Annotated in this window: 25 protein-coding genes and 1 pseudogene; 9 read left to right on the top strand and 17 right to left on the bottom strand. The window is 36.9% G+C overall.

The annotated features are described in order from the left end of the window. Positions 1-46 precede the first annotated feature (46 nt). The 3 genes from AC1TO4_RS13725 to AC1TO4_RS13715 form a co-directional block, all read right to left on the bottom strand. The gene (locus AC1TO4_RS13725) at positions 47-343 is read right to left on the bottom strand and encodes a hypothetical protein (protein ID WP_482105803.1); all 297 of its coding nucleotides are present in this window, start codon (positions 341-343) and stop codon (positions 47-49) included. Continuing rightward, positions 336-911 (bottom strand): hypothetical protein, encoded by a 576-nt coding sequence (locus AC1TO4_RS13720; RefSeq protein ID WP_482105802.1) that lies wholly within the window; start codon positions 909-911, stop codon positions 336-338. Before AC1TO4_RS13720 ends, AC1TO4_RS13725 begins: the two co-directional genes overlap by 8 nt. 93 nt (positions 912-1,004) lie before the next feature. Beyond that, positions 1,005-1,697 carry a BMQ_0737 family morphogenetic spore coat protein gene (locus tag AC1TO4_RS13715; protein ID WP_482105801.1) on the bottom strand — a complete coding sequence of 231 codons (693 nt, stop codon included), beginning with the start codon at positions 1,695-1,697 and terminating at the stop codon, positions 1,005-1,007. A gap of 181 nt (positions 1,698-1,878) precedes the next feature. Between AC1TO4_RS13715 and AC1TO4_RS13710 the strand changes: the two genes are divergently transcribed. Further along, on the top strand, positions 1,879-3,117 hold the full coding sequence (locus AC1TO4_RS13710) for a hypothetical protein (RefSeq protein WP_482105800.1): 1,239 nt from the start codon (positions 1,879-1,881) through the stop codon (positions 3,115-3,117). A gap of 264 nt (positions 3,118-3,381) precedes the next feature. Continuing rightward, positions 3,382-4,038, top strand: coding sequence for an exosporium glycoprotein BclB-related protein (locus AC1TO4_RS13705; RefSeq protein WP_482105799.1), 657 nt, complete (start codon positions 3,382-3,384; stop codon positions 4,036-4,038). Positions 4,039-4,879: 841 nt separating this feature from the next. Here the strand turns inward: AC1TO4_RS13705 and AC1TO4_RS13700 are convergent. The 4 genes from AC1TO4_RS13700 to AC1TO4_RS13685 all read right to left on the bottom strand — a co-directional run bounded on the left by AC1TO4_RS13700 (position 4,880) and on the right by AC1TO4_RS13685 (position 7,033). After that, positions 4,880-5,191 (bottom strand): hydrolase, encoded by a 312-nt coding sequence (locus AC1TO4_RS13700; RefSeq protein WP_482105798.1) that lies wholly within the window; start codon positions 5,189-5,191, stop codon positions 4,880-4,882. 476 nt (positions 5,192-5,667) lie between these two features. Further along, entirely contained in the window at positions 5,668-6,249 is a 582-nt protein-coding gene (locus tag AC1TO4_RS13695) for a hypothetical protein (RefSeq protein WP_482105797.1), read from the bottom strand. A 61-nt stretch (positions 6,250-6,310) separates the two neighbouring features. Then, positions 6,311-6,526 carry a helix-turn-helix domain-containing protein gene (locus AC1TO4_RS13690; RefSeq protein WP_482105796.1) on the bottom strand — a complete coding sequence of 72 codons (216 nt, stop codon included), beginning with the start codon at positions 6,524-6,526 and terminating at the stop codon, positions 6,311-6,313. Positions 6,527-6,541: 15 nt separating this feature from the next. Then, positions 6,542-7,033 carry a DUF2975 domain-containing protein gene (locus tag AC1TO4_RS13685; protein WP_482105795.1) on the bottom strand — a complete coding sequence of 164 codons (492 nt, stop codon included), beginning with the start codon at positions 7,031-7,033 and terminating at the stop codon, positions 6,542-6,544. Positions 7,034-7,458: 425 nt separating this feature from the next. Here AC1TO4_RS13685 and AC1TO4_RS13680 point away from each other — a divergent pair, with 425 nt between their 5' ends. Continuing rightward, positions 7,459-8,874 (top strand): PQQ-dependent sugar dehydrogenase, encoded by a 1,416-nt coding sequence (locus AC1TO4_RS13680; protein ID WP_482105794.1) that lies wholly within the window; start codon positions 7,459-7,461, stop codon positions 8,872-8,874. 281 nt (positions 8,875-9,155) lie between these two features. Here the strand turns inward: AC1TO4_RS13680 and AC1TO4_RS13675 are convergent, their stop codons facing one another. Next, on the bottom strand, positions 9,156-9,359 hold the full coding sequence (locus AC1TO4_RS13675; protein ID WP_482103162.1) for a hypothetical protein: 204 nt from the start codon (positions 9,357-9,359) through the stop codon (positions 9,156-9,158). Positions 9,360-9,784: 425 nt separating this feature from the next. Between AC1TO4_RS13675 and AC1TO4_RS13670 the strand changes: the two genes are divergently transcribed. From AC1TO4_RS13670 to uvsE (AC1TO4_RS13660), 3 genes are all read left to right on the top strand, one after another. Next, positions 9,785-10,165 (top strand): YmaF family protein, encoded by a 381-nt coding sequence (locus AC1TO4_RS13670; protein ID WP_482105793.1) that lies wholly within the window; start codon positions 9,785-9,787, stop codon positions 10,163-10,165. A 443-nt stretch (positions 10,166-10,608) separates the two neighbouring features. Next, positions 10,609-11,562, top strand: coding sequence for a UV DNA damage repair endonuclease UvsE (uvsE, locus tag AC1TO4_RS13665; protein WP_482105792.1), 954 nt, complete (start codon positions 10,609-10,611; stop codon positions 11,560-11,562). Positions 11,563-11,603: 41 nt separating this feature from the next. Further along, entirely contained in the window at positions 11,604-12,569 is a 966-nt protein-coding gene (uvsE, locus tag AC1TO4_RS13660) for a UV DNA damage repair endonuclease UvsE (protein ID WP_482105791.1), read from the top strand. 284 nt (positions 12,570-12,853) lie between these two features. On the opposite strand, the gene AC1TO4_RS13655 is transcribed toward uvsE (AC1TO4_RS13660), so the two are convergent. From AC1TO4_RS13655 to AC1TO4_RS13615, 9 genes and pseudogenes are all read right to left on the bottom strand, one after another. After that, positions 12,854-14,977 (bottom strand): glycoside hydrolase family 3 protein, encoded by a 2,124-nt coding sequence (locus AC1TO4_RS13655; protein WP_482105790.1) that lies wholly within the window; start codon positions 14,975-14,977, stop codon positions 12,854-12,856. 615 nt (positions 14,978-15,592) lie between these two features. Continuing rightward, positions 15,593-16,327 (bottom strand): DUF4386 domain-containing protein, encoded by a 735-nt coding sequence (locus AC1TO4_RS13650; protein ID WP_482105789.1) that lies wholly within the window; start codon positions 16,325-16,327, stop codon positions 15,593-15,595. 36 nt (positions 16,328-16,363) lie between these two features. Next, the gene (locus AC1TO4_RS13645; RefSeq protein WP_482103167.1) at positions 16,364-16,597 is read right to left on the bottom strand and encodes a helix-turn-helix transcriptional regulator; all 234 of its coding nucleotides are present in this window, start codon (positions 16,595-16,597) and stop codon (positions 16,364-16,366) included. Position 16,598: 1 nt separating this feature from the next. After that, positions 16,599-17,045 carry a hypothetical protein gene (locus AC1TO4_RS13640; protein ID WP_482105788.1) on the bottom strand — a complete coding sequence of 149 codons (447 nt, stop codon included), beginning with the start codon at positions 17,043-17,045 and terminating at the stop codon, positions 16,599-16,601. A 495-nt stretch (positions 17,046-17,540) separates the two neighbouring features. Continuing rightward, complete coding sequence (locus AC1TO4_RS13635) at positions 17,541-17,720, bottom strand: hypothetical protein (RefSeq protein WP_482105787.1); 180 nt, start codon at positions 17,718-17,720, stop codon at positions 17,541-17,543. Between the two features lie 873 nt (positions 17,721-18,593). Then, the gene (gfa, locus tag AC1TO4_RS13630) at positions 18,594-19,175 is read right to left on the bottom strand and encodes an S-(hydroxymethyl)glutathione synthase (RefSeq protein WP_482105786.1); all 582 of its coding nucleotides are present in this window, start codon (positions 19,173-19,175) and stop codon (positions 18,594-18,596) included. Positions 19,176-19,206: 31 nt separating this feature from the next. Further along, a pseudogene (locus AC1TO4_RS13625) lies at positions 19,207-19,329 on the bottom strand (zinc-binding dehydrogenase); the annotation flags it as partial. A 730-nt stretch (positions 19,330-20,059) separates the two neighbouring features. Next, positions 20,060-20,407, bottom strand: coding sequence for a DUF6568 family protein (locus tag AC1TO4_RS13620; protein ID WP_482105785.1), 348 nt, complete (start codon positions 20,405-20,407; stop codon positions 20,060-20,062). Between the two features lie 298 nt (positions 20,408-20,705). Further along, positions 20,706-21,068, bottom strand: coding sequence for a winged helix-turn-helix transcriptional regulator (locus AC1TO4_RS13615; RefSeq protein ID WP_482105784.1), 363 nt, complete (start codon positions 21,066-21,068; stop codon positions 20,706-20,708). Positions 21,069-21,189: 121 nt separating this feature from the next. Here AC1TO4_RS13615 and AC1TO4_RS13610 point away from each other — a divergent pair, with 121 nt between their 5' ends. From AC1TO4_RS13610 to gshAB, 3 genes are all read left to right on the top strand, one after another. Next, a complete protein-coding gene (locus AC1TO4_RS13610) occupies positions 21,190-22,308 on the top strand; it encodes an S-(hydroxymethyl)glutathione dehydrogenase/class III alcohol dehydrogenase (RefSeq protein WP_482105783.1) in 1,119 nt (372 codons plus the stop codon). Between the two features lie 4 nt (positions 22,309-22,312). Continuing rightward, on the top strand, positions 22,313-23,146 hold the full coding sequence (fghA, locus tag AC1TO4_RS13605) for an S-formylglutathione hydrolase (protein WP_482105782.1): 834 nt from the start codon (positions 22,313-22,315) through the stop codon (positions 23,144-23,146). Between the two features lie 154 nt (positions 23,147-23,300). Then, positions 23,301-25,571: a bifunctional glutamate--cysteine ligase GshA/glutathione synthetase GshB gene (gene gshAB, locus AC1TO4_RS13600; protein WP_482105781.1), complete on the top strand. Its 2,271-nt coding sequence runs from the start codon at positions 23,301-23,303 to the stop codon at positions 25,569-25,571. The last annotated feature ends 135 nt before the right edge of the window (positions 25,572-25,706 follow it).

Here is a 25,706-nt window from a genome sequence, read left to right as displayed (position 1 = left end):
CTCCCATCGCAGCTATTATCGAGGCAAAAGGCTGTATCAGATGAAATTAGATTCTTTCTTTAAGTAATGTGATGATTTCCTCAAAATCTTCTTTGTTGTCCGCAATGAACTGTTCAAGTTCCTCTAAAATCCTCACTTGAGATTCTTCATTCACTTCTCCATTATTTCGACGCTCTCCGTTCATAAACAAATAGGTAAGCACCCTATTCAATGTACTCTTTTCTAAAAAGACAAAGCTATTATCATTTTCCTGTTTATCTTCTTTCATTTCGGTAAGTTGGTTTTTCATAAATTGGCGGATTGCATGCTTCATTACTAATTCATTTTCATCTATTTCACTCATTTCCAGCCCCCTCTATGCTGACGGTTCCATTGAGATTGATCGGGTTAATGACAGCAATTCCATCTTTAAATTGATCACTATACATAAATGCAGTGATACTGCCTGCATAAGACTCTTCAGGAGACCATGTAATCTGGAAGTTTGAAAATGAAAGGGTCTCATTAGGTTCGATGGATACTCTCCCTAAAGGTTTAAGCCAAAATTCCTCTTTATCCGTTTTTTCATTAGTACGCTCCCATCCATCTGCAACCTTCAATGACTTCTTAAAATTGTCATAAACGTACCTCCCGGAAAAGGAGAAGGGAGACTCTTTAGAAACTTTTATGCACACAGTGGGATTTGTAATTGCCTGATTCCCCGTGTTATGTATATGGTAAGAACCAAGACATAAGCTCTCCTGGTCAGGATTGTGAGAGATGTTAAGTGAATGAGTAAAATAGCTTATTATTGTCACTCTGGCAGGATCATTGAGCTCAGCTACCAACTTTTTAATTTCATGTAAATATGACTTTTTTTGATGTTGAAGTTCCGCAATCTTCGTTTTCACTTCATTCCTATCGCTTGTCATCATTCCCTACCCCTTTTCTCAAAAAAAATAAAGAGAGGAATTCCTCTCTTTAAGATATGTTAGATGATTACTCATTATCACCATTAATCTCTATTAGTGACAACCATTACTGTGACCGTGGCCGTCGTCTGGGAAAATAGCGTGGCATTGTTTCGGACGAAGTGGCGCTGGGCAAGCAGTCGGTAAATCTTCCCTTGGTTCACAGAAATCAGCCAAAAACTCGACAGTTACCGGGAATGTCGATTGGATGCTTTGGCAAGTACTTACTGCGAGTGTTAGACCCGTGAATGTGATAGTACCACCAGTTGTAAGAGCGAGAGTTCCGGGAGAACAAATGAAACAGTCTATATCCGTGAATGTAATTGAAACATCTGTTCCTTCAGGTGCACATAAAGTGAGTTGTTCACAGCGGGAAATCAACAGAGTTGGATTTACACCTGCTGTTGGAAGTGTACTAGTGAACACCAAACCGTTTGGTAAAGTCACGATAAGTCTAACCACAAAGTTCTTACGGATATTAAGCTGCTGAAGAACAACATTCTCTCCATCAATGCAAAATACGCGATTCTCCCGTCCTAAGATCACGACCGGAGTGGTTGGATCAGGTGTCACATTACATGTAACGATCGCACCTGCAAGCGATGTACCCGCTGGTACCGTAGGAGTAAATGTAATTGCTCCTATTGGTGTAACGTCAAACGACATTTCTTTAACAATCCAGTCGTACACCTTGTCGACATTTATACAAATTAATTCTTGACCCTCGCACAACTTTTTCTCTTGCATCTTTGCAGACACCTCCAAGTTTTTTTTATCTCTCGTTCGTATCATATGATGTAATTAAGCTAGTGTATGGGCAAAATTTGGCTTATGAAAGTATTTGCGAAAATGTACAACCCAGGAGAATTGTCACGCAATGAAAACACCATTAATAGTATAGTAATGTACAGCAAAGGAGTGAAAAGAGATGGGAGATTCTAAGTTGTACTCCGCTCATGACATTGAAAAACTGAAACAGAAAGTCGCAAACTATAGGGAAACATTAACTACATTGAAAACAGGAAATTCAATAGGCGATAATCTATTCATGAAAAATGAATTAATCGGTTTTAAAACGCAAATTGCTAATTTAGAAGAAGTAATGAAAGATAAACAGAGTATGGAGATTGAGGAGTATGAGCAAAAAGTTAAAAACTTTTCGGTTCAGATCGACTCACTTAACCAAACTGTCAAGGAGTTGAATCAAGATATTTCATTAATCATAAATAAATTAAATAAAGATGATCGTAATAACCTTTTAGAAGAAATAGATACTCTGGATAATTCACAACATCCCTTGAACTCTACAAATGAAAACAAGGAGATTGAAATGAATCTTATAAAAGTAGAAGTTACTAATACCACGGACCAACCACATGTTCCTTCTATTCGAAAATCGAACCTCCCACCAACATATAAACAACTCCGAACATTTGCGATTGAAGCAAAAAAAAATGAAGATTTACCAACCAGCTCGACAACTTCAGAAAGCATTGCAATTCCAAAAACTCATCCAGAAGAGCGGCAGCATTTTAGAAAACAAAGATTTCCGTCAAACAGCATTTCTCCTAATCAGACACACTTTGGCCATTATAAAAACAGTGCTACACAATCAATCAATAAGTCAGTGGGGAAATCGTACCCGGTAATAACAAATAAAAACAAATCATTCATTTTAACCGATGGCTATCCTGAACAAAATTACGAGGACATCAATAATTTTCATGAAGTAGCGCCAAATGAGACTTCCGATGAAATGAATAATGTAGCCTCAACCGAAGAGATAAAAGCGCCATTCGAGATTCCCGATGAAGTGGATAATATAGCTTCATTCGAAGAGTTAAAAGCGCCAATCGAGATTCCCGATGAAGTGGATAATGTAGCTACAATCGAAGAGGTAAAAGCGCCAATCGAGATTCCCGATGAAGTGGATAATGTAGCTACAATTGAAGAGATAGAAGCGCCAATCGAGATTCCCGATGAAGTGGATAATGTAGCTTCAATCGATGAGAACAAAGCGCCAATCGAGATTCCTGATGAAGTGGGTAATATATCTTCAAACCAAGTGGAAAAAGAGCCCTTTGAAATTCCTAATGAAATGAAACGACAACAACATAAAAATAAAGAGACGTCACGATTTTTCGATTTCTTTCGCAAGAAGCAATAATTCCCTTTCATATGAAACTTCTTGAACCAACGAATTGCGTAACCTATTAAAAACAGCCGCCTTGACTTAATGTCAGGCGGCTGTTTTTTGAACTTAAACAATCTAGTGAAATTCAACTGTCCATACTGCATCATTTTGGAAGTTAGAATGATGTTTTAAGGAAGCCGCATTACGTTGCAATAAATAAAAACTGATAGAAACAAGCTGATTGCCCGTCCGCCCTGCTATTCCATGAATAGAATAGCAGAGAAAGGAGGTGTTAACATGTCTTATAATAATTCTCGAAAGTATGGCTGTAGTGGATGTGGTGGATCTAATCACGGTAGTTCTGGTTGCCACGGGTTCAATACAGGAGAGGTCCGGTGCAATTTTGGACCATTCACAGCAATTGACGCGGCTTGTATACCCCAAAACCCGTCTAGGGGTGGTTCAATTATCCCGTATGCTTCTGGTCTAACACCTGTTGTTTTGACTTCTCTAGCAGGTGGATTGGTCGGTATTCCTTGGTTCATTGGATTTGGCACTGCCGTTCCGAGTCCAGTCGCTCTTGGTCTAACGATAAACTTGACAGGTCTGATAAACGAAGCTTTTTCAGTACCGCGTCCAGGTAGCATAACCGCTATTTCCGCATCTTTCACTACAACAGTTGCACTTACTGTTGGTGAAACTGCAACCGTCAATGCCCAAATCTATCGTGCTCCGGCAGGAAGTAATACCTTCACCCCTACTGGTGCAAGTGTAAATCTAGCTCCACCTCTAGGTGGTCTCGTCGTAGGCACCACAATTTTTGGAGCGTCGTCGACTTTCCCACCTGTACCGGTCGCAGTAGGTGATCGTTTACTAATGGTGTATTCATTATCTGGAAGCACCCTTGCTGCTGTGGCTACAGGTACTGCAAGCGCAGGTATAACTATCGAGTAATAACACACTACCATAGCAATAAAAACCAATTAAAAGTGGATAGAAAAATTTTTTATACCCCTTTCCTCAACATTGAAAAGGGGCTTTTTTTGTTCTACTTCTATAAGCTTAATTCTAGTCTATAGACAGTTAGATATTGGGATCAACTAATTGATTTCAGCAGTTTCGAAAATAGTTGGTCGTTTACAACAAAAGCTCATCTACATAATAAGCTCCTATTGGTATTTAGTAGAGAAGCTGGACGGATAAGGAAGCATAAATACCGCAGGCTACTTAAAAGTATGTGGCGTTAAGCAACCATAAAACTGTTTTCCCCCTAACGTGCTAAAAATGAGCCAAGTCGACGATGCCCGCGGAACATATTGAGGCCCTGAAGATCCTTTTATAGAGCGGCCTGACCTTACTGAGTCGGACCTACAATCAATACAGGAAGCATTGCGAAGAGAACAGATTTAAAAGCGACCAACAACTCAAATGAGTTGATGGCCGCTTTTATGAATTGTCAGTAGTACTTCCTATCTGCATTTATAAACCTCCGTCAAATATTCCTACAATTACAAAAAATAATGGCATCACTGAGTGATTTTGCCGGTTTGATTTCAAGGTTACTTACATTAATGAAGGCGTTGGGGAAACTGATAGTAAGAATGGTTTATGGGTCGCGATTTTCCGATAAGACAAAGTTTTTTCTAATTGTAGGCAGGTTGTTTTAGTTGATTGGATAGAAGAATGGATCCGCGAAATGACTCTGTCTACCTAAACTGCACAATAAGAAATTTGATTAATTGAAGAAGGACCACTTTCATAAAGAAAGAGGTCCCCCTTATAATTCAGTCTGCAATTAAGGGATTGTAATAGCTTCAATGTTTTGGCAATCCACAATAAGGGGAAGACCAGCAGTGACAAAGTATGCACAGCAACTCTTCTCGTCTAGATTATTAAAAGTTGCAATAAACACCGCTCCACTACTTAGATATAAGGTAACCGCAGTCCCCATTTGTAAGCATCTTAATTGATTACAAAAGCAGCCATTACAGCGATCCTCAACTTTCTCATGTTTCTCATCTTTCTCATGTTTCTCATGTTTCTCAACGTCTTTTTTCTTCTCGCATTTATCACATGAGCAATTCCTTTTATAAGAATAATTTCCCATTTATAACACCTCTCTCCTTGTTTTGTTAAGCTTAGCTTACATTTATAACATATGAACTTAAGATGAATAGTGATTGGACATCTGTTTAGAGTAATTACGTAAACTTGAAAAATCACCTGAGGGAGGGGGTAATAATGGACAGGATAGTCTTCACTTAGTTGTATAATCAAATTAGGGGCAAGTAGAATAATACCCAACCGTTTTTGAAAAACTTCTTTAGCAGTAAGCTAACCTTTACTTGTTCGGGACTTGCACCCTATAGATTACGCCCATGATGGGCACACAAAAAAGCGTCCCCCAAATGATTGGAGTAACGCTTTTTCTTTTAGATATGACGAGGTTACTTCATACCACCCATAACCTCGCCTCGTAATTTATAATAAATTAATTTTATTGAAAGTTGTCAGAATGTCCTTTTTCATGTCGAATGCAGATTAGTTAGCGTTATTAGTGAGGCTAAGTGTAATAACACAGAATCACATTTCAATCGGAACTACCGGATAACGAACATGGATGCTTTCGTTCATAAGTCCGTTTTGATAATCTTTTAATTTACCTTCAAAAATCAATTGGAAATTTGCCGAATGAGGCAATTCACTTGGTTCGATCAGAGAAAGATCTTTTTCAAAGTAAATGGACTTACTTTCCTTTAGGACAGTAGCCACAAACTGAGAACAGAAGAAAGCATTCTTTCTTATTATCGGTTTTTTAAACATCACACCAAATAATCCAATAAAATTATAACGGTAGTGTTCCTTTTTGGCTGCAATTTCTTGGATATATTGAGACATCCTTTGAAATTCATCATTTGTTACGGTTAAAGAATAGATTGCACAATAGGCTTGTTTGAATATGACGGAATGAATATCTTCTTTAACAAACCCTCCTATAAAAGGGTTTTTCGCTGTTTTTCTTCCAAAACTATATACCTCAATTAATTCCGCATCAAAGGCGATTGAAGCATGATTATACGTTTTTTTAGTATAGGACTTAATCAGCCTATTTAAAGTCGTCCCTGTATCAGTTAAAAGGATATAAATCTGTATTTCTCTGATCATGATCCTCACCTTTTATCTTTTTAAATAGGTGGTATAACACCTGTTTAATTAATGATTATCCTTAAGAGTCCTCGTTACTTCTGTATTCTAATAGATCGCCAGGCTGACATTCAAGAGCTTTACAAATCGCCTCTAAAGTGGATAATCGAATTGCTTTAGCCTTGCCATTTTTCAAAATCGAAATATTTGCCATCGTGATTCCGACCCTCTCCGATAGTTCCGTCACACTCATTTTTCTTTTAGCGAGCATCACGTCAATATTGATTATAATCGCCATATTATTCACCTCAACTCAGACTATTAAATCATTTTCCTCTTTTATATCTATAGCTTCTTTTAAAAGCCTTTGAAGAACTGCAGCAAAGAAGGCAACCACCATGGAAGCAAAAATAGGGACCATTCCGACTATTATTAGACCTGGTGCGTCGTCCACCTCCGCCATAATATAAACGAAAGGCAGAGCTACCAAGTACAAGCCACTGATTATAATGGCACAGTTTTTGATTTTCTTTAGAGCTCCTACAGATAAATGCGAGAAAGCTTGGTTCTTGTCAATATAGCTTAAAAGATTAAAAGATTGAAACAAAGCGAAGTAAAATGGGATTGCTGAAACATACATAATCATTAAAAGACCATATACTACAAAAGCTAAATCCGAACCTCTTTCTGCTGCTTCATTTGCCTCACTCGCTATTTGGGGCAACAAAAACAGACATAAAGCAAGAACAGGAATTCCCATAAGAATAACAGCTAACTTCAAAAAAAGTGTTGATCCTCGTTTCATAAAAAGCACCTCACATATTTATTGTCACTTTTATATTAGCACATAATATATCGTTTAACAATAAACTTTTATTCAATACCACTATTTTATTGTTGTTATCATTTTCATTTCCAGAAATAAAAAAACATTTCCATTACAAAGAAATGCTTCTAACTTTAAACTATTCAATTGTAAGCAGATGCCCGACCTTTTCATATTTTCTGGAACAGGTGTTATTGCAGCAATAATAGTCGATCTCGTATGTTGTTTACAATTCAAGAAAATGAATGAGTCATCCCCTAAGTTCCCTATCCTGGATTCCTCCGACGTTGGTTCGGAAATTATTGCTATGCCTTGTCAGATTCCCCGGTCCTAATTTGGTACTAACATAACAGTTCAAATCATATTCTTATAAAAGATAACAACTTGAAGGAGTGTATTGTTAGTTGATAAAAGTTAAGGTTCGTTTACGACCCATTGTAAATAATCTCAATTTACCCACCGTTTTGAAAACAACCATACTTCCAGGTGAATCAATTGAAAGGTTATTTATTGCAACCCAGGTTGGAGAGATCTTTTACATAGGTAACGGAGTTATTAGAACTTTTTTAGATATTCGCTCTCGAATCATAAAACTAGGTGCTTCTGGTGGTGGATATGATGAACGGGGATTGCTGGGTCTAGCCTTTCATCCTGATTTTCATTATAATGGTCTGTTTTATCTTCATTATTCAGTAGCTGGAACACAAGGGCCTGGTGCGCTTCCTGATTCTTTTGAGCCTAACCCGTGTAATCCTAAAACTTTAAACCTAAAGTGGATAAACAGAGAAACTCGCTATGATCATATTGATACGGTTGAAGAATGGATTTTACAATCGAATGGTCAACCTCAAAAACGACGGACATTACTAAATTTAAGAAGACCTTTTTTAAATCATAATGGTGTCAATAGCTTAAACTTCTCACCTGAATCAGGAAAACTTGTTTTAACAACTGGAGATGGTGGATCAGGCTATGATCCATTTAATTTAAGCCAGAATGATATGGAGATAGCTGGGAAAATAATCGAAATTGATGTAGTTAAGAATACATTTATCTATAATCCCCCCGTAGCCACACGTTTTAATGAATTGCCCGTCCCTATTCAGGAAACACTTACAGTAATCGCCAAAGGTGTTCGGAATATACCAGGTATTTCATTTCAAAGGTTTTATAATCAGTATATCAAATACGTGGGTAATGTCGGACAGGATTTGGAAGAGGCGATTTTTTCATTTGTGCATTATAAACCAATACCAGTTACTCAGCTTATTCAAACTTCCTTAATGAAATCTGAACCTGACCATGAAGGATTTATTAACTTTGGCTGGCGAGGGTGGGAAGGTACTTTTCCTACTTCGATTATAAGGGGCTGCGCTGCAAATCCGACTTTGGATGAGAAAACAACCGCTTATTACAATGAAGCAGTAAAAACTTCATCGAGTCGTCTACAGCCTTTAACCAGTTATTTTCATAAAGACCCTCGAACCGATAAGTTTGGAGGAACTGCACTTACAGGTGTGCAAGCCTATATGGGGAACGGAATCCCCGATTTAACGGGAAGCGTTGTGTTTACCGATCTTGCCCGGGATGAGGAATCCCAATCTCCAGGTAGAGGGGTTTTAGCTTATTCTAGGGTAAGAACAGATAGTAAACCAAATGATTTTAGTGTGATTCAAACAGATTATAATTTCGGATCTGAATCATCTTATTATGTTAGTTTAGGATCGAATCTGGATCAAACTAGACTATATTTAGGTGTTTACGGCTCTATGAATGTGACTGATTTTAACAAAGGTACTGTTTTTGAAATTGTCCCATGATACAAAACTAAGAAATTCGAATAAATACCCGATAAATCTCTTTCTAAAATTTAATTGAATTGAAATATATATTAAAAAAGGGAGCAATCAGGCTCCCTGTAAGATATGTTTTTCAAAATATATAAAAAGCCAAACACCATGATCACATCCCAAATATTTGTATAGTATAGGATGGATAAAATCATGTATTTTGAGATTACCGAAGCAATCCCTTTTTTTTCAGACAGTATTGTTTAAGAATGAAATTACCAAATCATATTTTTAGAGAGTAGGCATCTTTATTAATAGCCATAAGGACGGTTGTAGTATGGATAGCGATAGTAAGGTGGGTATGGTGGGTATGGCGGGTAGATTGGGTAGATTGGGTAGATTGGATAAATTGGGTATTGAAATCGTGGACGTCGTCTTCTGCGGCGTCTCCCATAACCGTCATACTCGTAGTCATCATCGTCTCTGTCATGTCGATCGTAATCAAATCGTGTCATTATTTTTACCTCCTTTTGATCTCATTTTAGGTTATGCGATGTAAGGAGTGACAGTCCGTACATACGCCTAGACTAAACATTGCTAAACTTCAGCGTTAATTCGTTTGGAATAAACCCTATTAGTTGAAGATGAATTATCCGAATAGCGTAGTACATAGAAAAACACCTAAATAAATTAGGTGTTTTTCCAAAGATGTATCTACTAATAGAAGATGGAATGTTTTTTTGTATATGTCGTAAATAAAACAACTGAAATGAGGATAATTCCCCCTAAAGATTGTATATCTTGGGTGCAGTTTCACACTGATATGATAAATCAAAAGGTGTGGCGTATTTTTACAAACAAACCTCTTTATCGACATAAGTTTGAAACCTTTTTCCCTCCAATACATATAGTATTGAAAAAGCAAAAAGGAGTTATACTATTGGAAATACCAGTTTCCGGGTTCATGTATCATTCAGACGATTCTGACCCTATGCATTCCCATCAGCTTTTTATTACTCAATGGGATGGAAGACCCGTTCCTGCTCATGTCCACGAATTTAGAGGCGTCACTTCTTTTGATGTAGGACATAATCACAGATATGCCGGAACTACTGAACCAGCTCCAAGTGGTGTACCACACACTCATAGATACTTTACTTTTACATCAGTCGATGATCAACATCGACATGAGATTCGTGGAGTTACCGGTCCAGCTATTCCCCTTCCTAACGGCGGTCATTATCATGAGTTTAGCGGTTTTACTACTATAAATGGTACTAATCCTCATAGACACGGTTATAGCGGAAGAACAAGTTTATAATGGCGTTTTTTGAATCACAATTTATATGAAATATTTAATTATAAAACTAACCCCTTGGTCCTCCAAGGGGTTATTACTTGTCACTGGGGTGCGTTTTTTTCATTTTTTTAGTAATTACAATCCTCTTTAACATTGTATTAATAAAGGATATTTAATGAAGTTTAAAGAATTGTGTAAAGTGATAAAATAATAATAAGCAACCCTATATAAAAGTCATAAAGTTGCTTCCGCCGGATGTATGAACAAGCTCTTGAATATTTTCTCCTATCTCGCTTCGCTAAGAAAAAAATTACCCGAATTTGGAACCCCTTCTTTAAATATGGCGTGTTTCCATTTTCAACTTGTGTATGCATTATGACTTTATGCAGATAATATGCTTTATACAACTTTTTTCTTTTAGTATAGATTTCAACCTCAGAGTATTGAATGAAGGGGTAAAGTAGATGAAAATCCGGTTCGGATATGTAGCAAATGCACTTGGCTTATGGGATGCGAGCCCGTCAAAAACTTTAACTTTTACACGGTATTCAGCGCTTCCTAAAAACGAGAGAATGGAAAAACTGAAATCGGTAACCGCTCAAAATTTACAGCACACGAAAAGAATTTTGCATTATAATATCGCGCATGAAATAGAATTATACCGATTTTCAAGCTCACTTGTCCCTTTAGCAACCCATCCGGAAGTAATGTGGGATTTCTTAACACCATTTAAAAAAGAATGGGAGGAAATCGGAAATTTAGTTCAACATTTTAAGCTTAGAGTAAGCTTTCACCCAAATCAATTTACACTTTTCACAAGCGAAAGAGAAGAAGTCACAACGAATGCAGTAAAAGACATGGAATATCATTATAAAATGCTCAATGCAATGAATGCTCTCGATACGGGATTAATTAATATTCATATTGGCGGAGCCTATGGGGATAAAGATCGTTCATTAAACCGTTTCCATCACAATCTCAAAAAATTGCCAAAAAAGATTAAAAAGCTTATGACGCTTGAAAATGATGATAAAACGTATGACATTCAGGAAACACTCATTACTTGTGATAAGGAAAACATTCCAATGGTACTTGATTATCATCACTATATGGCAAATACCGGAGAGTGCGACCTCCTTCTTTACTTACACCGTATATTTAAGACTTGGAATCACAGTACAATTGTACCCAAAGTCCACATTTCTTCACCAAAATCTGATCAAGCCTATCGTTCCCATGCTGATTTTGTTTCTTTAGACTTTGTCCTCCCCTTCTTAAAGATGGCAAAGGAGCTTAATCAGGACTTTGACATAATGATAGAAGCAAAACAAAAGAATCTTGCTATGCATAGACTTGTCGATGAAATAGCCGCAATTCGGGGAGTCAAACGTATTTCAGGCGCATCTGTGGAATGGTAACCGTGGAGACTAGAGTATACAAAACTAATGAGGTGGAATAATTGACAATTGTACGTCTGGGTTATGTCGCAATGAGTACGGAACTTAAAAATGCTTCCCCATCGCAAACAATGACTTTTACCCAATTCCAAAAAATCGATGATAAAGAAGCTGCTATCCGTAAATTAGAACGTATTGCACTGTCGAATTTACACAACACACTGAGACTGTTAAAACATAATGCAGCGCATGATATTCATTTTTATCGACTTACCTCTCGCCTTATTCCTTTAGCAAACCACGAGGAACTTCTTGACTGGAATTATATAAAGCCATTAAAAGAACCGCTTCGTGAGATTGGAGATTTCACAAAAAAACATAAGATTAGGGTTGATTTTCATCCCGATCACTTTGTGCTGATTAATTCAAAAGAGAAGCATATCTTGAAAAATTCAATAAGTACTTTAAAGCTACATTACTTATTATTGAAAGCGATGGAGATTGACCCAACTCATCGCTGTGTCATGCATGTTGGAGGTAATTATAAGGATACCGAACTTTCGCTTGAACGTTTTGTTGAAAATTGGATGGACGTCCCCAAAAGAATTCAAAATATGATCATGCTTGAAAATGATGATACTTCTTTTACGTTAGAAGATACACTTTACTTATGTGAAAAACTAGATATACCTCTAGTTTTCGATTATCATCATCATTTGGCCCATCATCAAGATGCAAATTGGGAAAACAGTTGGAATAGAGTTGTACAGACATGGAGGCATTCTCCTCTCCCAATAAAAATGCATATATCAAGTCCAAAGAGTGATAAAGATTTTCGCCATCATTCAGATTATGTAGACATCGATATGTTTTTTAGATTCCTAAATGTCATAAAGGGTAGTACTCCACAAATTGACTGTATGATTGAGGCTAAGAAGAAAGATGAGGCGCTTTTTAAATTGATGAATGAAGTAAAAGCAAGGATAGACGTTGAAATTATTGATGGTTCTTCTTTCTCCTTAAAGTAAATGAAAAAAAGCCTCCCAAAAGTTTGTACCACTAATGGATAACTTCTCAGGAGTCACCTTGGGTTCAGCCCCCCAAGCTATGGGTCCTGCGTTTCCGCTGGTGTCGAACAATTGTACTTTGTAAGCAACAAGATACCAACCGCGTTCAGACTACCCCATTGTCGTCAGATCCATGGGCGGCAGGAGCGCGGCCCATGGTTCGAAGAATCCAACCGGTTCTAAGTTGTCTGGCTATCGAGATTGACCTCGACTGCGTAGAGACTGGCAAGTGCCCCGCGGATAGATTAATATCTTAATCCATGACCAAGTCTATAGATATTACCATCGCTATCCTTATATGCATAATTGAGTCCTTCAGGCATATACTTGTCCTTGTCATAGCCTGGCACATCATTTCGGGATACACAATCGCCATTCTGATAAACTGCGATAACTTGATCACTTGCTGGTAACGTCAATGGTAGAACGCCTACAGGATTACTATTTCCTACAATAATTTCAAACTGCGCATTATAGAAGGTATCATATCCAGCAATCAATGCATCTGCCAATGGTTCAACACTTCCCAGTATCCATGGCAATGTAACATTAACACTAATAACCACTTTTCCATCACGGTCGTGAACGTTATCCGCCACCTCTTTTAAATGATCCAAGCCAGTTAAAGTCGTTTCTTGATACAATGAACCATCCAGCGCTGTTACTACTATATCCTCACAAATATCAAGCTCTAACAGTCCTAGTGTTGCATTGAAATAGGATCCAGATCTTGGATGCAAGAACATAATCGCTACGTCTGCTTCTTCATAGTTATCAGTCAACGTAAATTGCCCTAACTCAAGACATTCTTTTCTCGCCTTTTCAGTGTAAGCTGTTGCTTGTTCCATTTCCCTATGTAATACTTCCACATAAATCTTTTTATTTGTAAGCTTTTCAGCTGTTAATGGCAATGTCTGATTTTGATTTTTTAATACGGTTACCGATTTTTTATGTCCCTCATAAGCTGCATCCCAATTAGCTTGGTTACTAACTGCAGTTGTAGCCAATTCCGGTGAATTATACGTACGATTGTCGAAAAGTCCTAGTGTAAACATTTCTGTAAGGAGTCGTACATTTGCCTCATTAATACGTTTTTCACTAATCCATCCTTTGCTAACTGCTAATTTAAGATTTTCTATATCTCCTGTATCAGCAACTATATCTGTTCCTGCGTTGACTGCTTTAGCAAAACGTTCAGCCACACTCAATGCTTCTACGCCCCAACTCATATTATTCACAATACCACTGTCACTATTTATATAGCCTATAAATCCAAGTTTTTCTCTCAGAATATAATTGATGAAATAATGATTAAATGCGAAGCCCACCTCTTCGAATGGAATCTCTTCACCCTCGAACTCTTGTACGACACTCTTCTTAATACTTGGTATAGAGTAATACGGCATAATAGACGACGTACCATGTTCGACCGCTGCTCTAAATGGAGGTAAGTGATACTTTTCTAAACTTCCCGGGGTTGGGTAAAGATTCCACTTCCCTTCCACGTAATGGGGGTCAAATCCATTTTCTCTTGCTCCACCACCTGGAAAATGCTTCGTTGTCATCGCTATACTCTCTTTCCCTAACTCCTCACCTTGGAATCCAGCGATAAGGCGACCAATCGCATCGGAAATAAATTCTGGATTTTCTCCGAACGTACCATACGTCCGTTGCCATCTCGGATCTGTAACGGTATCCGCCATATACATATAACCTTTTCTTATACCCGTAGCATTCCACTCTTCATGAGCGATTTTGGCAAATTCGCTAATAAGTGATGCATCCCCACCGTTTTTAATATCCCCTTGCGCTGCCGCCGCAAGTCCTAAAGTTCCGGGCCACGTGGAAAAAATACCGCCTGCATCATTCATACCAAAAATAGGCTCCGCATTTTCATTTCTTGAATTAGACGTTACGATGACTGGGATACCTAAACGTGTTCCCTCAGCAACTTCATTTAATTTATTAATCCACTCCGCCATTTCAGCTGGACTAAAATTATCTCTTAAAATGAAGTGTCTTAAATTCCTTTTCTCAATCGTATGTGTTGTTCCATATACTTTTGATGCAGCGAAGATATTTTCCCCTTTTTCTACAATCGCTTCATCTAAAATACCGTCATGACTTGTCTTTTCCTTATCTTTTTGAGAAAGTCCCATCTTACGTGTATGAATAAGCATCATACCGACCTTTTCGTCCGTATTCATCAATGCAACTAGATTCTCCGCGCGTTCTCTCGGGCTCAAACGCCAATCCTTATATGGCTCTAACTTTCCGCTGTTATTCAAATCTTTAAATTTTAAGCCATCAACTTCAATGATGTTCTTGACTCTGGCTTCTAAATTCGGTTGTTTATGGTTCATTACCATTTAAGTACCTCCTGAATTTGATTTTCTCTATTATACCAGTGAGATGAAACTACCTATCATACGCCTTCATGTATAATTGCACAGCGGTATTACATAAGAATTTTATTGATTTTCCAGTTATCTAAGAATACTACACTTATATTTTGCATGGGGTGGTGTCATTGGTGTCCGCACGGAACGGAGAACAACGGGATTGTTACAGGAATTGTTTCCCGTGGGATGTAACAATAGGATTAGCATATCAAGTATAACCATTTTTGATGTAGTTTATCTTGGCATGGATGCCCCAACAAGATGCTGAAGGGTGCCGTTCCCAAAAAGAGGGGTATTCGTCACCGGGTAGCCTCCTCCTAATAAGAAACCTTGACAGGCATAAGCCAATCAAGGTCAGAAATCGTGATTCATAATCTTCAATACCTTTATTAATTCCAATAATAAATATCCAGATTCATTTGCCATAATCTCGTCATTGGTACCACTTTGATCCAAAGGGATTTCATCATGGACTTGCCAACCGTCAGGAACTAGTCCGTATTCCTTCATACTTTCAATAGAATAGCTGAAGTAAAAGCGTACTGGATTGTGACGATGTTATGATCCTGTACTTTTTTTGTATTAATGCATTCGATCTTCCTGAGCTAATCTCTTGTCGTTTGCTATTTTTGACAAGTAAGAAAGTGCAGATTCATTGAACCCCTTAACTAGGAGCCATACAGCTAATATCATTTCAAATGCTGCTATTGGAAGCGCTAAAATACCCCAAGCAGAAATTTGCTCAACTACTCCGAACAGTACTAACAAAGCATTAATGAATACTATCACTGCTCCTACCATACCCAAGATAGATAAAGGTCTGGGTACAAGCTTTGATTTATAAAATATATAACTATACATAATTGTGTTGATGCCTAACATGAATAGTGGTCCAAGCATAAACGTCCAGTCATGTATCGCTTTTAATAGTATTCCTGAAGCATGGTAAGTAGCAGGATTCGCGGCTCCCTCTGCTACAAAGTTCTGGCTTAAGGTCAATAGTGACAATACGCTAATTATACCTACAGTAATTATAACCGCTTCAAGAAATCTGAAGTAAACATGCCAAAGAGCTATAGTTTCATTGTACTTTCTTAAAATCGGAAACATTGTCGTAGCCGTCCCCACCACTGATACAACAAGAATTAACTCCAAAAGTGCTCCTAGTGTCACCTGATTGGCATGAGCAGAACCTTCAATCAAGTAATTGGAACCATTTAGGATTGGATCGTACAATAAAAGACCAATTACCGCCGAAAGTGCTGCTAATAAAAACAGGACCCCCACAATTTTTGCTGCTTTCTGATTTGAATTCATACTTTATCCCCCTTTTCTAAAACTCATAATAAATGATTATTTTTTCTTCAAGCTTGGGACGTCCCCGTAAAAGAAAACCTCCTCCAATGGTAAGTTAAAGGCTAAGGAAATACGAAAGGCCAATTCTAGTGATGGCGAGTAGTTTCCTTTTTCGAGAGCCACGATAGTTTGTCTTGTAACACCTGCCTTGTCAGCTAATTGCTGCTGGGTCATTTCATCATGGTTAAACCGTAATTTTCGGATGTGATTGCCGACAAGACTTTTACCCATATTAGACACCTTTCCGATAGTAATATAGCTTCGATAAAGAGCCAACCACATCTGAGATGAATCCTGAAGCAATGAGAATAATAAACATCATCTGTGACCAAGGCTCAATAATTAACGATCCCATTGCAATTACAAAACCAATGATAAATACAAAGAAGGAGTTTCGGTTTGCTTTCAAGTCAATTAGTTTATCTAATTCATCTGCGAATGCTGGTTCTTTTTCTCTTGTTGTAATTCTAAAAAAAATGTTGAAAATAATACTAATTACAATGTGAGCTACTACAGAGACCACAGTTAAAATGAGTATGAATGAACCCCAATAGCGTAAGGTTTCGGAAGAGTCTAGCCCCCCTTCTGGATACTGTGGATACATATACAAGCAGAAGGTTATAAAAATGAAAATAGCGCTGATTAACGAGACGATGCTTTTCTTTTCTTGATAGGTCATGCTTACATACCCCCTTGTAAAATTGAGTAAGCGCTGTTGTACATATTGTATTGTATGTTAAACATTATGTAAGGTTGACTATACATGAGATGAAATCTATTGAATGAATAGTCAGTAAGTAAAAATGAAGGTCCAACTGGTTAGGTAAACTTAAGAACGAACTCAGACATAAACGATTTTCTGACCTTCATAGCATCAAAAAAGCAATGCTAAGAGACAGCAATGCTTTTTTCAAAAAAATAAGTATAAAATTTTCTGTTTCATAATTCCAGTGTTCCAAGTAATTTGATGAATAGGTTCTGTCCTATAATACTACTGATTTCCGTTACAGGCGCACGCGTTCCGCGGGGTGAGCGATAAGCCTTCTGAAAAACTTAAAAGTTGAGACCCTTTTGAGAAAGTAACTACATCGTATTATCCTGCTCGTGAGAAAGTAACTACATCGTATTGTCCTGCTCGTTCAATAGCTCTACAACTAATTTCGTTTTGTCTTATTCATTCCTTTTTTCTTAGTTCTTCTTCTCGATCACGTTTCCTTACAATCGCTTGTTGTTGAGAAGATTTACCTTGCATTCCAAAGTTATATCCCATTTGATTACCTATCCCCACACTAATCATAGCGTGAATGGAAATGATTGTAACTGTCATAATTCGATATAATAAAAGAGCACCCATAATTAAATGAGCGCTCTAGCGGAAATTAATTGTCAAGGGCTAACCAACCATAGTATGCTAAAAACAATAATATTCCTATTAGAAGAATAGCATGATTCATGGTTACGAATACGTAATATTAGTGAAATATTTCGCAATGAATAATATCCCAATATACTTAACATTCAAATTACTAAAAAAGCATAATCCATATAAACCATATCCTGCCTTTTAATATTAATCCATATTAAACAGAAAACAAGTTCATTCAGGGAAAAACTTCACTGACACTTCCCCACTCATGCATAACTTTTACCGCATTTTCTGTTTCTAATTGTTGTCTATTTTTAAAAATTATTATAATTGCTATGTTCGCCACCTCTTTCGATGAGATCTGTTCCTTCTATTGAAGACCTTGCAACATAGCATAAATTTCGTTGAAACGTCTTTTATCGAATGCTTCTGTATTCAATTGTCTATCTAGCATTAAATTACTCTTTCACATTTCCTTTGTAAAGCCTATTATTCCAGATATTAAGAGCGGTTTCATATAAATATGTAGACATGTAGACGACGAATAGTGCAATGATTGCATACACTCTATCGAACCTGAGCCACAATACGTTACTTGTTGATTTAGACCCACACTCTAAATAATCAATATACAAAAGCACTTACTCTGAAATAGAGTAAGTACTTTTGTATATCTTTTCAATCTCTAGATTTTTAAAAATGTGTGAGATTGAAGCGAAACTAGACTTTAAAAAGACTCTTGACGACAATATTTTTTATAAACTAACGATTTTACGATTAATCAACAACCGCTAGTTTATGAAAAAGAAGGTCCATTTAACTAGTCTAATATTTCTTAATTACTACATTAAAATATAACTTTTATTTCTGTAATACGCTATTCAGTTCAGCAGTTTTAGCAGCAATTAAATCCATTAACTCAGGTGATAGGACATCATAGGTAGGTAATCCAAGATTATTTAACTCTTTTCTGATATCAGCCATTTCTGAAGCCGGTGTACCTGTTTCGATTACAGACGAAACAAATGCCGCGAATTGTGGTGCCGACCATCCTTTATCCTCTGATAATTCTGTATGAACAAAATCTAACCCGTAAAATGCATGGTCTTTGTTTTCTATACGACCAAATAAATGTGCGTTACATTCTTTACAGAAATGTCTTTGAATTGCAGCGGTTTCATCAACTATCCCTAACTTATCACCGTTACTAACGACGTTAACTTTATCACGAGATACTACAGCTACTAAAGAAAAAGTTGCACCTTCTGGTTTCCAACACTTAGAACAACCACAAGCATGGTTGTGCATTGTTTGTGAATCTACCTTGACTTCTACTTTATTTGATTCACAAAGACACTTTAATGTACCTCCAGCAAAGTCTTTTACTTCTGGATAATCATTAATCCCGTTATCTAATCTTGAATGTAATTTAGTGGTAGTCATATAAATTCCCCCTCGAATATATTCACTTATTTAATCCCTGAATTTCAGCTAAACCTATTGCGCTTAACTTAAATACTGCAGTTACAGCTTCTTCTTCGACTTTCGAAGTGTTTTTAACAGCTCAGTTACCAGTAGATATTCCACAACCAAGCAAATAATTTTGAGTGGTCCATTCGGTCCAAATGTTACGCTGCTTTACTTTTCACATTGCCCCCTTCTTCCTTCTAAACCTATTGTACTGTATTTTGAATAATAAGTTAATACTGACATATTTGTCACTATCTATTTAAATTAAGTATTGAGAAAGAAATTGAATAATTTGATTGATTAAAAAGGTATGGGACTTTATACGAATAACAAGCTTAGGTGCTTCCTATGAGCCTGTTAGCAATGCATGCGCCTGTTACACAAGATGGATTTTCGTATTGCGGATTCTTACTCATCAATAGCTAACCCCACATTTGGTAGTAAATACATTTCTATATAACGCGCTTCTAGAGCCGTACATTCAAAAGATCTGCATAAATACAGTATATTCCGTTATTTCATATTACACTCTCACCATATCTGTTCAAACCAAGCTCCATGATTTACACACCCCATCAAGTATGCTTTCATCAATCGAACTGTTACGGTAAATTCTCGTGCCTATTAGCCAAGCCAATAAAACACGTTTCCCCTTACTGAATAGCGTGCTACTCGACGCATGGAGAGCCTTCCAGGGCGTTACCAACTCACCCGACTCCTCGACATAATCCCTCCGTTTTAGGAAACCTAAAAATGCCTGGCCTTTACCGAAATTGTGTAACCACATTTCATTAAAGCCAGGAACATTTCGCACCCACAACAGAGCCCGATTGCAAAGACCACTGTTTGAAATTGAATTATTTATTCATAAAAGCTTTGATTTCTTCTTCTGGCATTGACGAATCGCATTTCACGCTTACTTTGTCACCATTAGTAAAGATGAAACCTGGAACTGTAGGTATATCGTATTTTTTACGGAAGGCAGTAATACCTTCCATATCAGATTCTTCTACACTATTGATATAATAAATATGAGTATCAGTTTCCTCAGCAACTTTTCTAAGTTTTTTAACGAATATTTGACAATAAGGACATACAGCCTTGCCAATATAGATTACGGCTTCGGTTTCTCCTTTTACCAAGTCCTGTCCTTTTGCGGAATCAATTTTATCAAAACCTTCTACATTTTCTTCATAAGTAGTCATAATCGCTCAATCTCCTTTTTCTTTTGTAATTATTATACCGCAATTTGTAAATATTCAAATAAATTATGCTTACGTGTCTGAATATCGAGTCTTATGAACCTCCCACGACTGAAGTCACGGGTGTTCTTGGCTTAATCATAAAAATAGAGTTCACAGTTTAAAAAGGCTTCCTGATTTCACAAGAATTTATTTCATTGGCCCGATACATGCACAGTGCTTCTTCCACAACTGCGAACATTCGTTGCATTTAATGTTGCAATTTAGGATAGTGTTTCTATGTAATTATCAGAATTACTTGTTAGTCAACTGATATATTACCAGCGTTTCCTTCCAATTGTTCTGCAAAATCATCTCCCCAATCACAGATGGCGGTTACAACGGGTTCTAGTCGAAGACCGATTACGCTTAGTTGATACTCAACTTTAGGAGGTACAACAGGGTATACAGTTTTATTAATTATTTTATCATCTTCCAATTCCCTTAGTTGTCTAATTAACATGCGTTGATTGACTTGGGGGAGTTTTATTTGCATTTCGCTTAACCTTAATGGAGACTGTTGAAGCAAACACCATATAATTGCTATTTTCCAGCGTCCGCCTATAACTGATAACGCCAAGTCTTTTCCATTGAAAAAAGTTTTCTCTTTATAATGAATTGTCATACATTTTCACTTCCTATGTTAATCATACTACATACTGACAAATATGTCAGTATTGTATGATGTTCAATAATATGTAATCATGAACAATGTAGAGGTAGATAAAAAGAAAGAAGGTATTCATATGAAAAGTAGAGCAGCTGTTGCGTTTAAACCAGGAGAACCACTTACAATTGTAGAAATAGACGTAGAGGAACCAAAAGCAGGAGAGGTATTAGTAAAGATTCTGTACACTTCAGTCTGTCATACAGATGCTTACACATTATCAGGTGCTGATCCAGAAGGCGTATTTCCTGCCGTGCTAGGTCACGAAGGTGGGGGCGTTGTTGTATCTGTCGGTGAAGGCGTAACTTCAGTAAAACCAGGGGACCATGTTATTCCACTATACACACCTGAGTGTGGAGAATGTAAATTCTGTCTTTCTGGTAAAACGAACTTGTGCGGTTCGATACGGGAAACGCAAGGTAAAGGGTTAATGCCTGATGGAACGACTCGTTTCTCTTATAACGGAGAGCCTATTTATCACTACATGGGAACAAGTACATTTAGCGAATACACAGTGGTTGCTGAAATTTCATTAGCAAAAGTAGAAGATAAAGACGTACCACTTAATAAAGTTGCACTGCTTGGATGCGGAGTTACCACAGGTATTGGCGCTGTACACAACACAGCAAAAGTTGAAGAAGGCGCTGTAGCAGCGGTATTTGGTTTAGGCGCAATTGGTTTAGCTGTTATTCAAGGATTGGTTCAAGCAAAAGCAAGTCGTATTATTGCCATTGATATGAATGAAGATAAGTTTGAATTGGCTAAAAAAATGGGTGCAACTGATTTTATTAACCCTTCTAAATTTGATAAACCGATCCAAGAAGTCATCGTTGACATGACGGACGGCGGAGTAGATTATAGCTTCGAGTGTATCGGAAATGTCGATGTCATGAGATCCGCACTTGAAGCCTGTCATAAAGGTTGGGGAGAAAGTATTGTTATCGGTGTTGCAGCTGGCGGTAAAGAGATTAGCACTCGTCCATTCCAATTAGTAACGGGTCGAGTATGGAAAGGGTCAGCCTTTGGTGGTGTTAAAGGTAGAACTGAACTACCAGGAATGATCGAAGACTTTATGCAAGGAGATATCGATTTAGATTCGTTTATTACACACAACTTAAACTTTACAGATATCAATGAGGCATTTGACTTGCTCCATAAAGGTGAGTCAATCCGTACAATGTTAACATATGAGGAGTGAAATAATGAGTCTTAGACTAATTGAAGAAAAACGCTCTTTTGATGGAGAACAATCTAAGTACACCCATTATTCAGAAGCCTTGCAATGCGATATGACATTTAGTATTTACTTACCATCAAATATAGAAAAGAAAGAAATCCCTCTTATTTGGTGGTTATCTGGTTTAACTTGTACAGATGATAATTTTAGCCAAAAAAGTGGATTTCAAGCAATGGCTGCTAAATACCAGGTAGCTGTTATTATTCCGGATACTTCACCACGTGGAGAAAATGTTGCGGATGATGAAGCATGGGATCTTGGACAAGGCGCAAGCTTTTATTTAAATGCGACACAAAATCCATGGGCAAAGAATTACAAAATGTATACGTATATCACAGATGAATTATCAGGTATCGCGTCCACTTTAGTCCCTAATTTTTCGGGAAAAGAAAGCATAATGGGCCACTCAATGGGAGGGCATGGCGCATTAGTAATTGGGATGAAAAATGCTGCGAGATTCAAAGCAATTTCTGCTTTTTCTCCTATTTTAAGTCCTAGTCAAGTCCCATGGGGAATAAAAGCATTCTCCTCTTATTTAGGCGAAGATAAAACAGCTTGGAAAGATTGGGATGCTTCAGAACTCATCAAAGAAACTGGCATGCCACCTATTCTTATTTCACAAGGAACTGCAGATACGTTTTATCCAGAACAATTGGGAGAAACCACTTTCTTAGAAAATGCCCGAGAAAGTAACCAAGAAGTAAATTACAAGAAAATTGAAGGTTATGATCATAGCTATTTCTTCATTGCTACTTTCTTAGATGATCATTTCGCTTTTCATATGAAACACTTAAGCTAATTCCCCTTTCACAATAAAATATAGAATGGAAAATATCCCCATTGTAACTAAATGTGGGTATTTTCCATTACTGTATTTCGTCATATTTCACAGTTTACAATCTAAAAAACTAGTAATAATTTTAAAAACAAGTGAATTGCGAGGTATCGCTAATATGGATATTAAAAAAATGTTAGAGAATGACCGTGTTAAACCATACTTATTAAAAGCCCGTTATGGGATTGAAAAAGAAAGTCAACGAGTTGACTTATCAGGAAATTTATCTAAAACAGATCATCCTAAATCTATTTCTACAAGAGATGAGCACCCCTTTATAAAGCGTGACTTTTCCGAAACACAGATGGAATTAGTCACACCTGTTTCTGAAACGCTAGATGAACTGTTTAATTACTTAACAGCTATCCATGACGTTGTTTATCGTTCTATGGATGATAATGAAATGCTTTGGCCATTAAGCATGCCGCCTGCGTTACCAGAAAAAGAAGAAGATATTGTAATTGCAAAACTGAACAATTCCGAAAATGTTAGATATCGTCAATCGTTATCCAAATCGTATGGCCGTCGTAAACAAATGATTAGTGGTATTCATTTCAACTTTGAATTCGGAGACGAGTTAATCCAAGCGTTATTTAACTTACAATCGGAGATAAAAGATTATCAACATTTTAAAACCGAGATTTATCTTAAAACCACAAGAAATTATTTACACTATCAATGGTTAATAACTTATTTATATGGCGCATCTCCTAGTAGTGAAAAGAACTTTTTCGATGAAGATTCTTTGAATGTACCAGTTAGAAGTATTAGAAACAGTAAATATGGTTATACCAATCACAATGATGTTCAAGTTTCATATAGTAGTTTGCAAAATTATATATCAGATCTCTCTTTGATGGTTCAAAGAGGACTACTAGTAGAAGAAAAAGAATTTTATTCAGCTGTCCGTTTAAGAGGTGGGCAACATGCTTCAGATTTAGAAGGTCAGGGTGTTAGATATATTGAATTAAGAAATATAGATATTAATCCTTTTGAAAAGAATGGAATTAGCTATGAACAAGCAGAATTCCTACATCTTTTTTTAATTTATTTACTTTGGAAAGATGAAGGTATTCATAGTGATGAGTGGGTAAAAGCGGGTAAATTTTACAATGATTTAGTGGCGCTTGAACATCCATTAGAGCATTCACAATTTGAAGTAGATGCTAAAAACATTATTAATGAGATGGAACACCTAGTAGAAATCCTGGATTTGACTGTTTCAGATACATTATTTGTTAGTCTAAGGGAAATATTAATGGACCCAAGTAAGACTTTAGCTGGAAGACTGTATAAAGATAGTAAAAAGGATAGTCAAGGTCAAGTGGCTACGAGTATTGCTAAAGAAAATTATGAAAAGTCATGGGATAAGCCATATCAATTAACAGGTTTTACTGACATGGAGTTGTCCACTCAGATTTTAATGTTCGATGCTATTCAGCAAGGAATCCAGGTAGAAATCTTAGATAGGCAAGATCAGTTTTTGAAGCTTCAATTAAAAGATCATGTTGAATTTGTAAAAAACGGGAATATGACAAGTAAAGATAGCTATGTATCTACTTTAATTATGGAAAATAAAACAGTCACAAAGAAGATTCTTCATCAACACGGATTCCGAGTGCCGAATGGTGAAGAATATAATGACATAGATCATGCTTTACGTTCTTACGATTTGTTTTCTTCCAAACCTTTCGTTGTGAAGCCTAAAACAACTAACTTTGGATTAGGAATATCAATTTTTAAAGAAGGGGCAAATTACGAAGATTATCTAAATGCAATCACACTCGCATTTAAAGAAGATTCTTCTGTATTAGTCGAAGAGTTTCTTAATGGAACAGAATATAGATTTTTTGTATTAAATGATAAAGTGTATGCTATTTTGTCACGAGTTCCTGCGAATATTAAAGGTGATGGTAAACATACAATCGAAGAGTTAGTCATTGAAAAGAACCGTGATCCGTTAAGAGGAAGAGACCATAGGACACCTTTAGAAAGTATTCAATTAGGTGAATTGGAGCAACTTATGCTTAAAGGTCAAGGATATGGATTGGATTCGATTCCAAAAATTGATGAAATCATCTATTTGCGTGAAAACTCTAATGTCAGTACAGGTGGAGACTCGATTGATGTAACAGATCAAATTTCTGATGATTATAAAAAGATTGCAGTGGATGCGGTATCGGCACTTGGAGCTAAAATTAGTGGCATCGATTTGATTATTGAAAATAAAGAAGCTCCCGCCGCTGATAAAAATGCTTATGGGATTTTAGAAGCGAACTTCAATCCATCCATGTATATGCATATATATCCGTATAAAGGGAATTCGCAACGTCTGACTATGGATATATTACATTATTTATTCCCTGAACTACTACAAAGTCAGGAATAAAAGTTAATCAATTTAGAAGCACCATAGGCAGAACGCAAATTTACAACGTTTATCTGTTGTAAACTGAATCAAAGGGAAGACCTCTTTTCTAGGATTTGTTGTGGTGACTTAATTCTACCAAGAAAAGGTCTTCCT

The organism is Sporosarcina sp. Y838, from assembly GCF_056786515.1.
Note: the sequence above shows the minus strand (reverse complement) of the source record. Positions and strands in the feature narration are given on the sequence as shown.

Excerpts from the sequence above, each read along its gene's own strand:
- AC1TO4_RS13725 (WP_482105803.1), bottom strand. The coding sequence starts at position 343 with ATGAGTGAAATAGATGAAAATGAATTAGTAATGAAGCATGCAATCCGC.
- AC1TO4_RS13720 (WP_482105802.1), bottom strand. The coding sequence starts at position 911 with ATGACAAGCGATAGGAATGAAGTGAAAACGAAGATTGCGGAACTTCAA.
- AC1TO4_RS13715 (WP_482105801.1), bottom strand. The coding sequence starts at position 1,697 with ATGCAAGAGAAAAAGTTGTGCGAGGGTCAAGAATTAATTTGTATAAAT.
- AC1TO4_RS13710 (WP_482105800.1), top strand. The coding sequence starts at position 1,879 with ATGGGAGATTCTAAGTTGTACTCCGCTCATGACATTGAAAAACTGAAA.
- AC1TO4_RS13705 (WP_482105799.1), top strand. The coding sequence starts at position 3,382 with ATGTCTTATAATAATTCTCGAAAGTATGGCTGTAGTGGATGTGGTGGA.
- AC1TO4_RS13700 (WP_482105798.1), bottom strand. The coding sequence starts at position 5,191 with ATGGGAAATTATTCTTATAAAAGGAATTGCTCATGTGATAAATGCGAG.
- AC1TO4_RS13695 (WP_482105797.1), bottom strand. The coding sequence starts at position 6,249 with ATGATCAGAGAAATACAGATTTATATCCTTTTAACTGATACAGGGACG.
- AC1TO4_RS13690 (WP_482105796.1), bottom strand. The coding sequence starts at position 6,526 with ATGGCGATTATAATCAATATTGACGTGATGCTCGCTAAAAGAAAAATG.
- AC1TO4_RS13685 (WP_482105795.1), bottom strand. The coding sequence starts at position 7,033 with ATGAAACGAGGATCAACACTTTTTTTGAAGTTAGCTGTTATTCTTATG.
- AC1TO4_RS13675 (WP_482103162.1), bottom strand. The coding sequence starts at position 9,359 with ATGACACGATTTGATTACGATCGACATGACAGAGACGATGATGACTAC.
- uvsE (WP_482105792.1), top strand. The coding sequence starts at position 10,609 with ATGAAAATCCGGTTCGGATATGTAGCAAATGCACTTGGCTTATGGGAT.
- AC1TO4_RS13655 (WP_482105790.1), bottom strand. The coding sequence starts at position 14,977 with ATGGTAATGAACCATAAACAACCGAATTTAGAAGCCAGAGTCAAGAAC.
- AC1TO4_RS13650 (WP_482105789.1), bottom strand. The coding sequence starts at position 16,327 with ATGAATTCAAATCAGAAAGCAGCAAAAATTGTGGGGGTCCTGTTTTTA.
- AC1TO4_RS13645 (WP_482103167.1), bottom strand. The coding sequence starts at position 16,597 with ATGGGTAAAAGTCTTGTCGGCAATCACATCCGAAAATTACGGTTTAAC.
- AC1TO4_RS13640 (WP_482105788.1), bottom strand. The coding sequence starts at position 17,045 with ATGACCTATCAAGAAAAGAAAAGCATCGTCTCGTTAATCAGCGCTATT.
- AC1TO4_RS13635 (WP_482105787.1), bottom strand. The coding sequence starts at position 17,720 with ATGGGTGCTCTTTTATTATATCGAATTATGACAGTTACAATCATTTCC.
- gfa (WP_482105786.1), bottom strand. The coding sequence starts at position 19,175 with ATGACTACCACTAAATTACATTCAAGATTAGATAACGGGATTAATGAT.
- AC1TO4_RS13620 (WP_482105785.1), bottom strand. The coding sequence starts at position 20,407 with ATGACTACTTATGAAGAAAATGTAGAAGGTTTTGATAAAATTGATTCC.
- AC1TO4_RS13615 (WP_482105784.1), bottom strand. The coding sequence starts at position 21,068 with ATGACAATTCATTATAAAGAGAAAACTTTTTTCAATGGAAAAGACTTG.
- AC1TO4_RS13610 (WP_482105783.1), top strand. The coding sequence starts at position 21,190 with ATGAAAAGTAGAGCAGCTGTTGCGTTTAAACCAGGAGAACCACTTACA.
- fghA (WP_482105782.1), top strand. The coding sequence starts at position 22,313 with ATGAGTCTTAGACTAATTGAAGAAAAACGCTCTTTTGATGGAGAACAA.
- gshAB (WP_482105781.1), top strand. The coding sequence starts at position 23,301 with ATGGATATTAAAAAAATGTTAGAGAATGACCGTGTTAAACCATACTTA.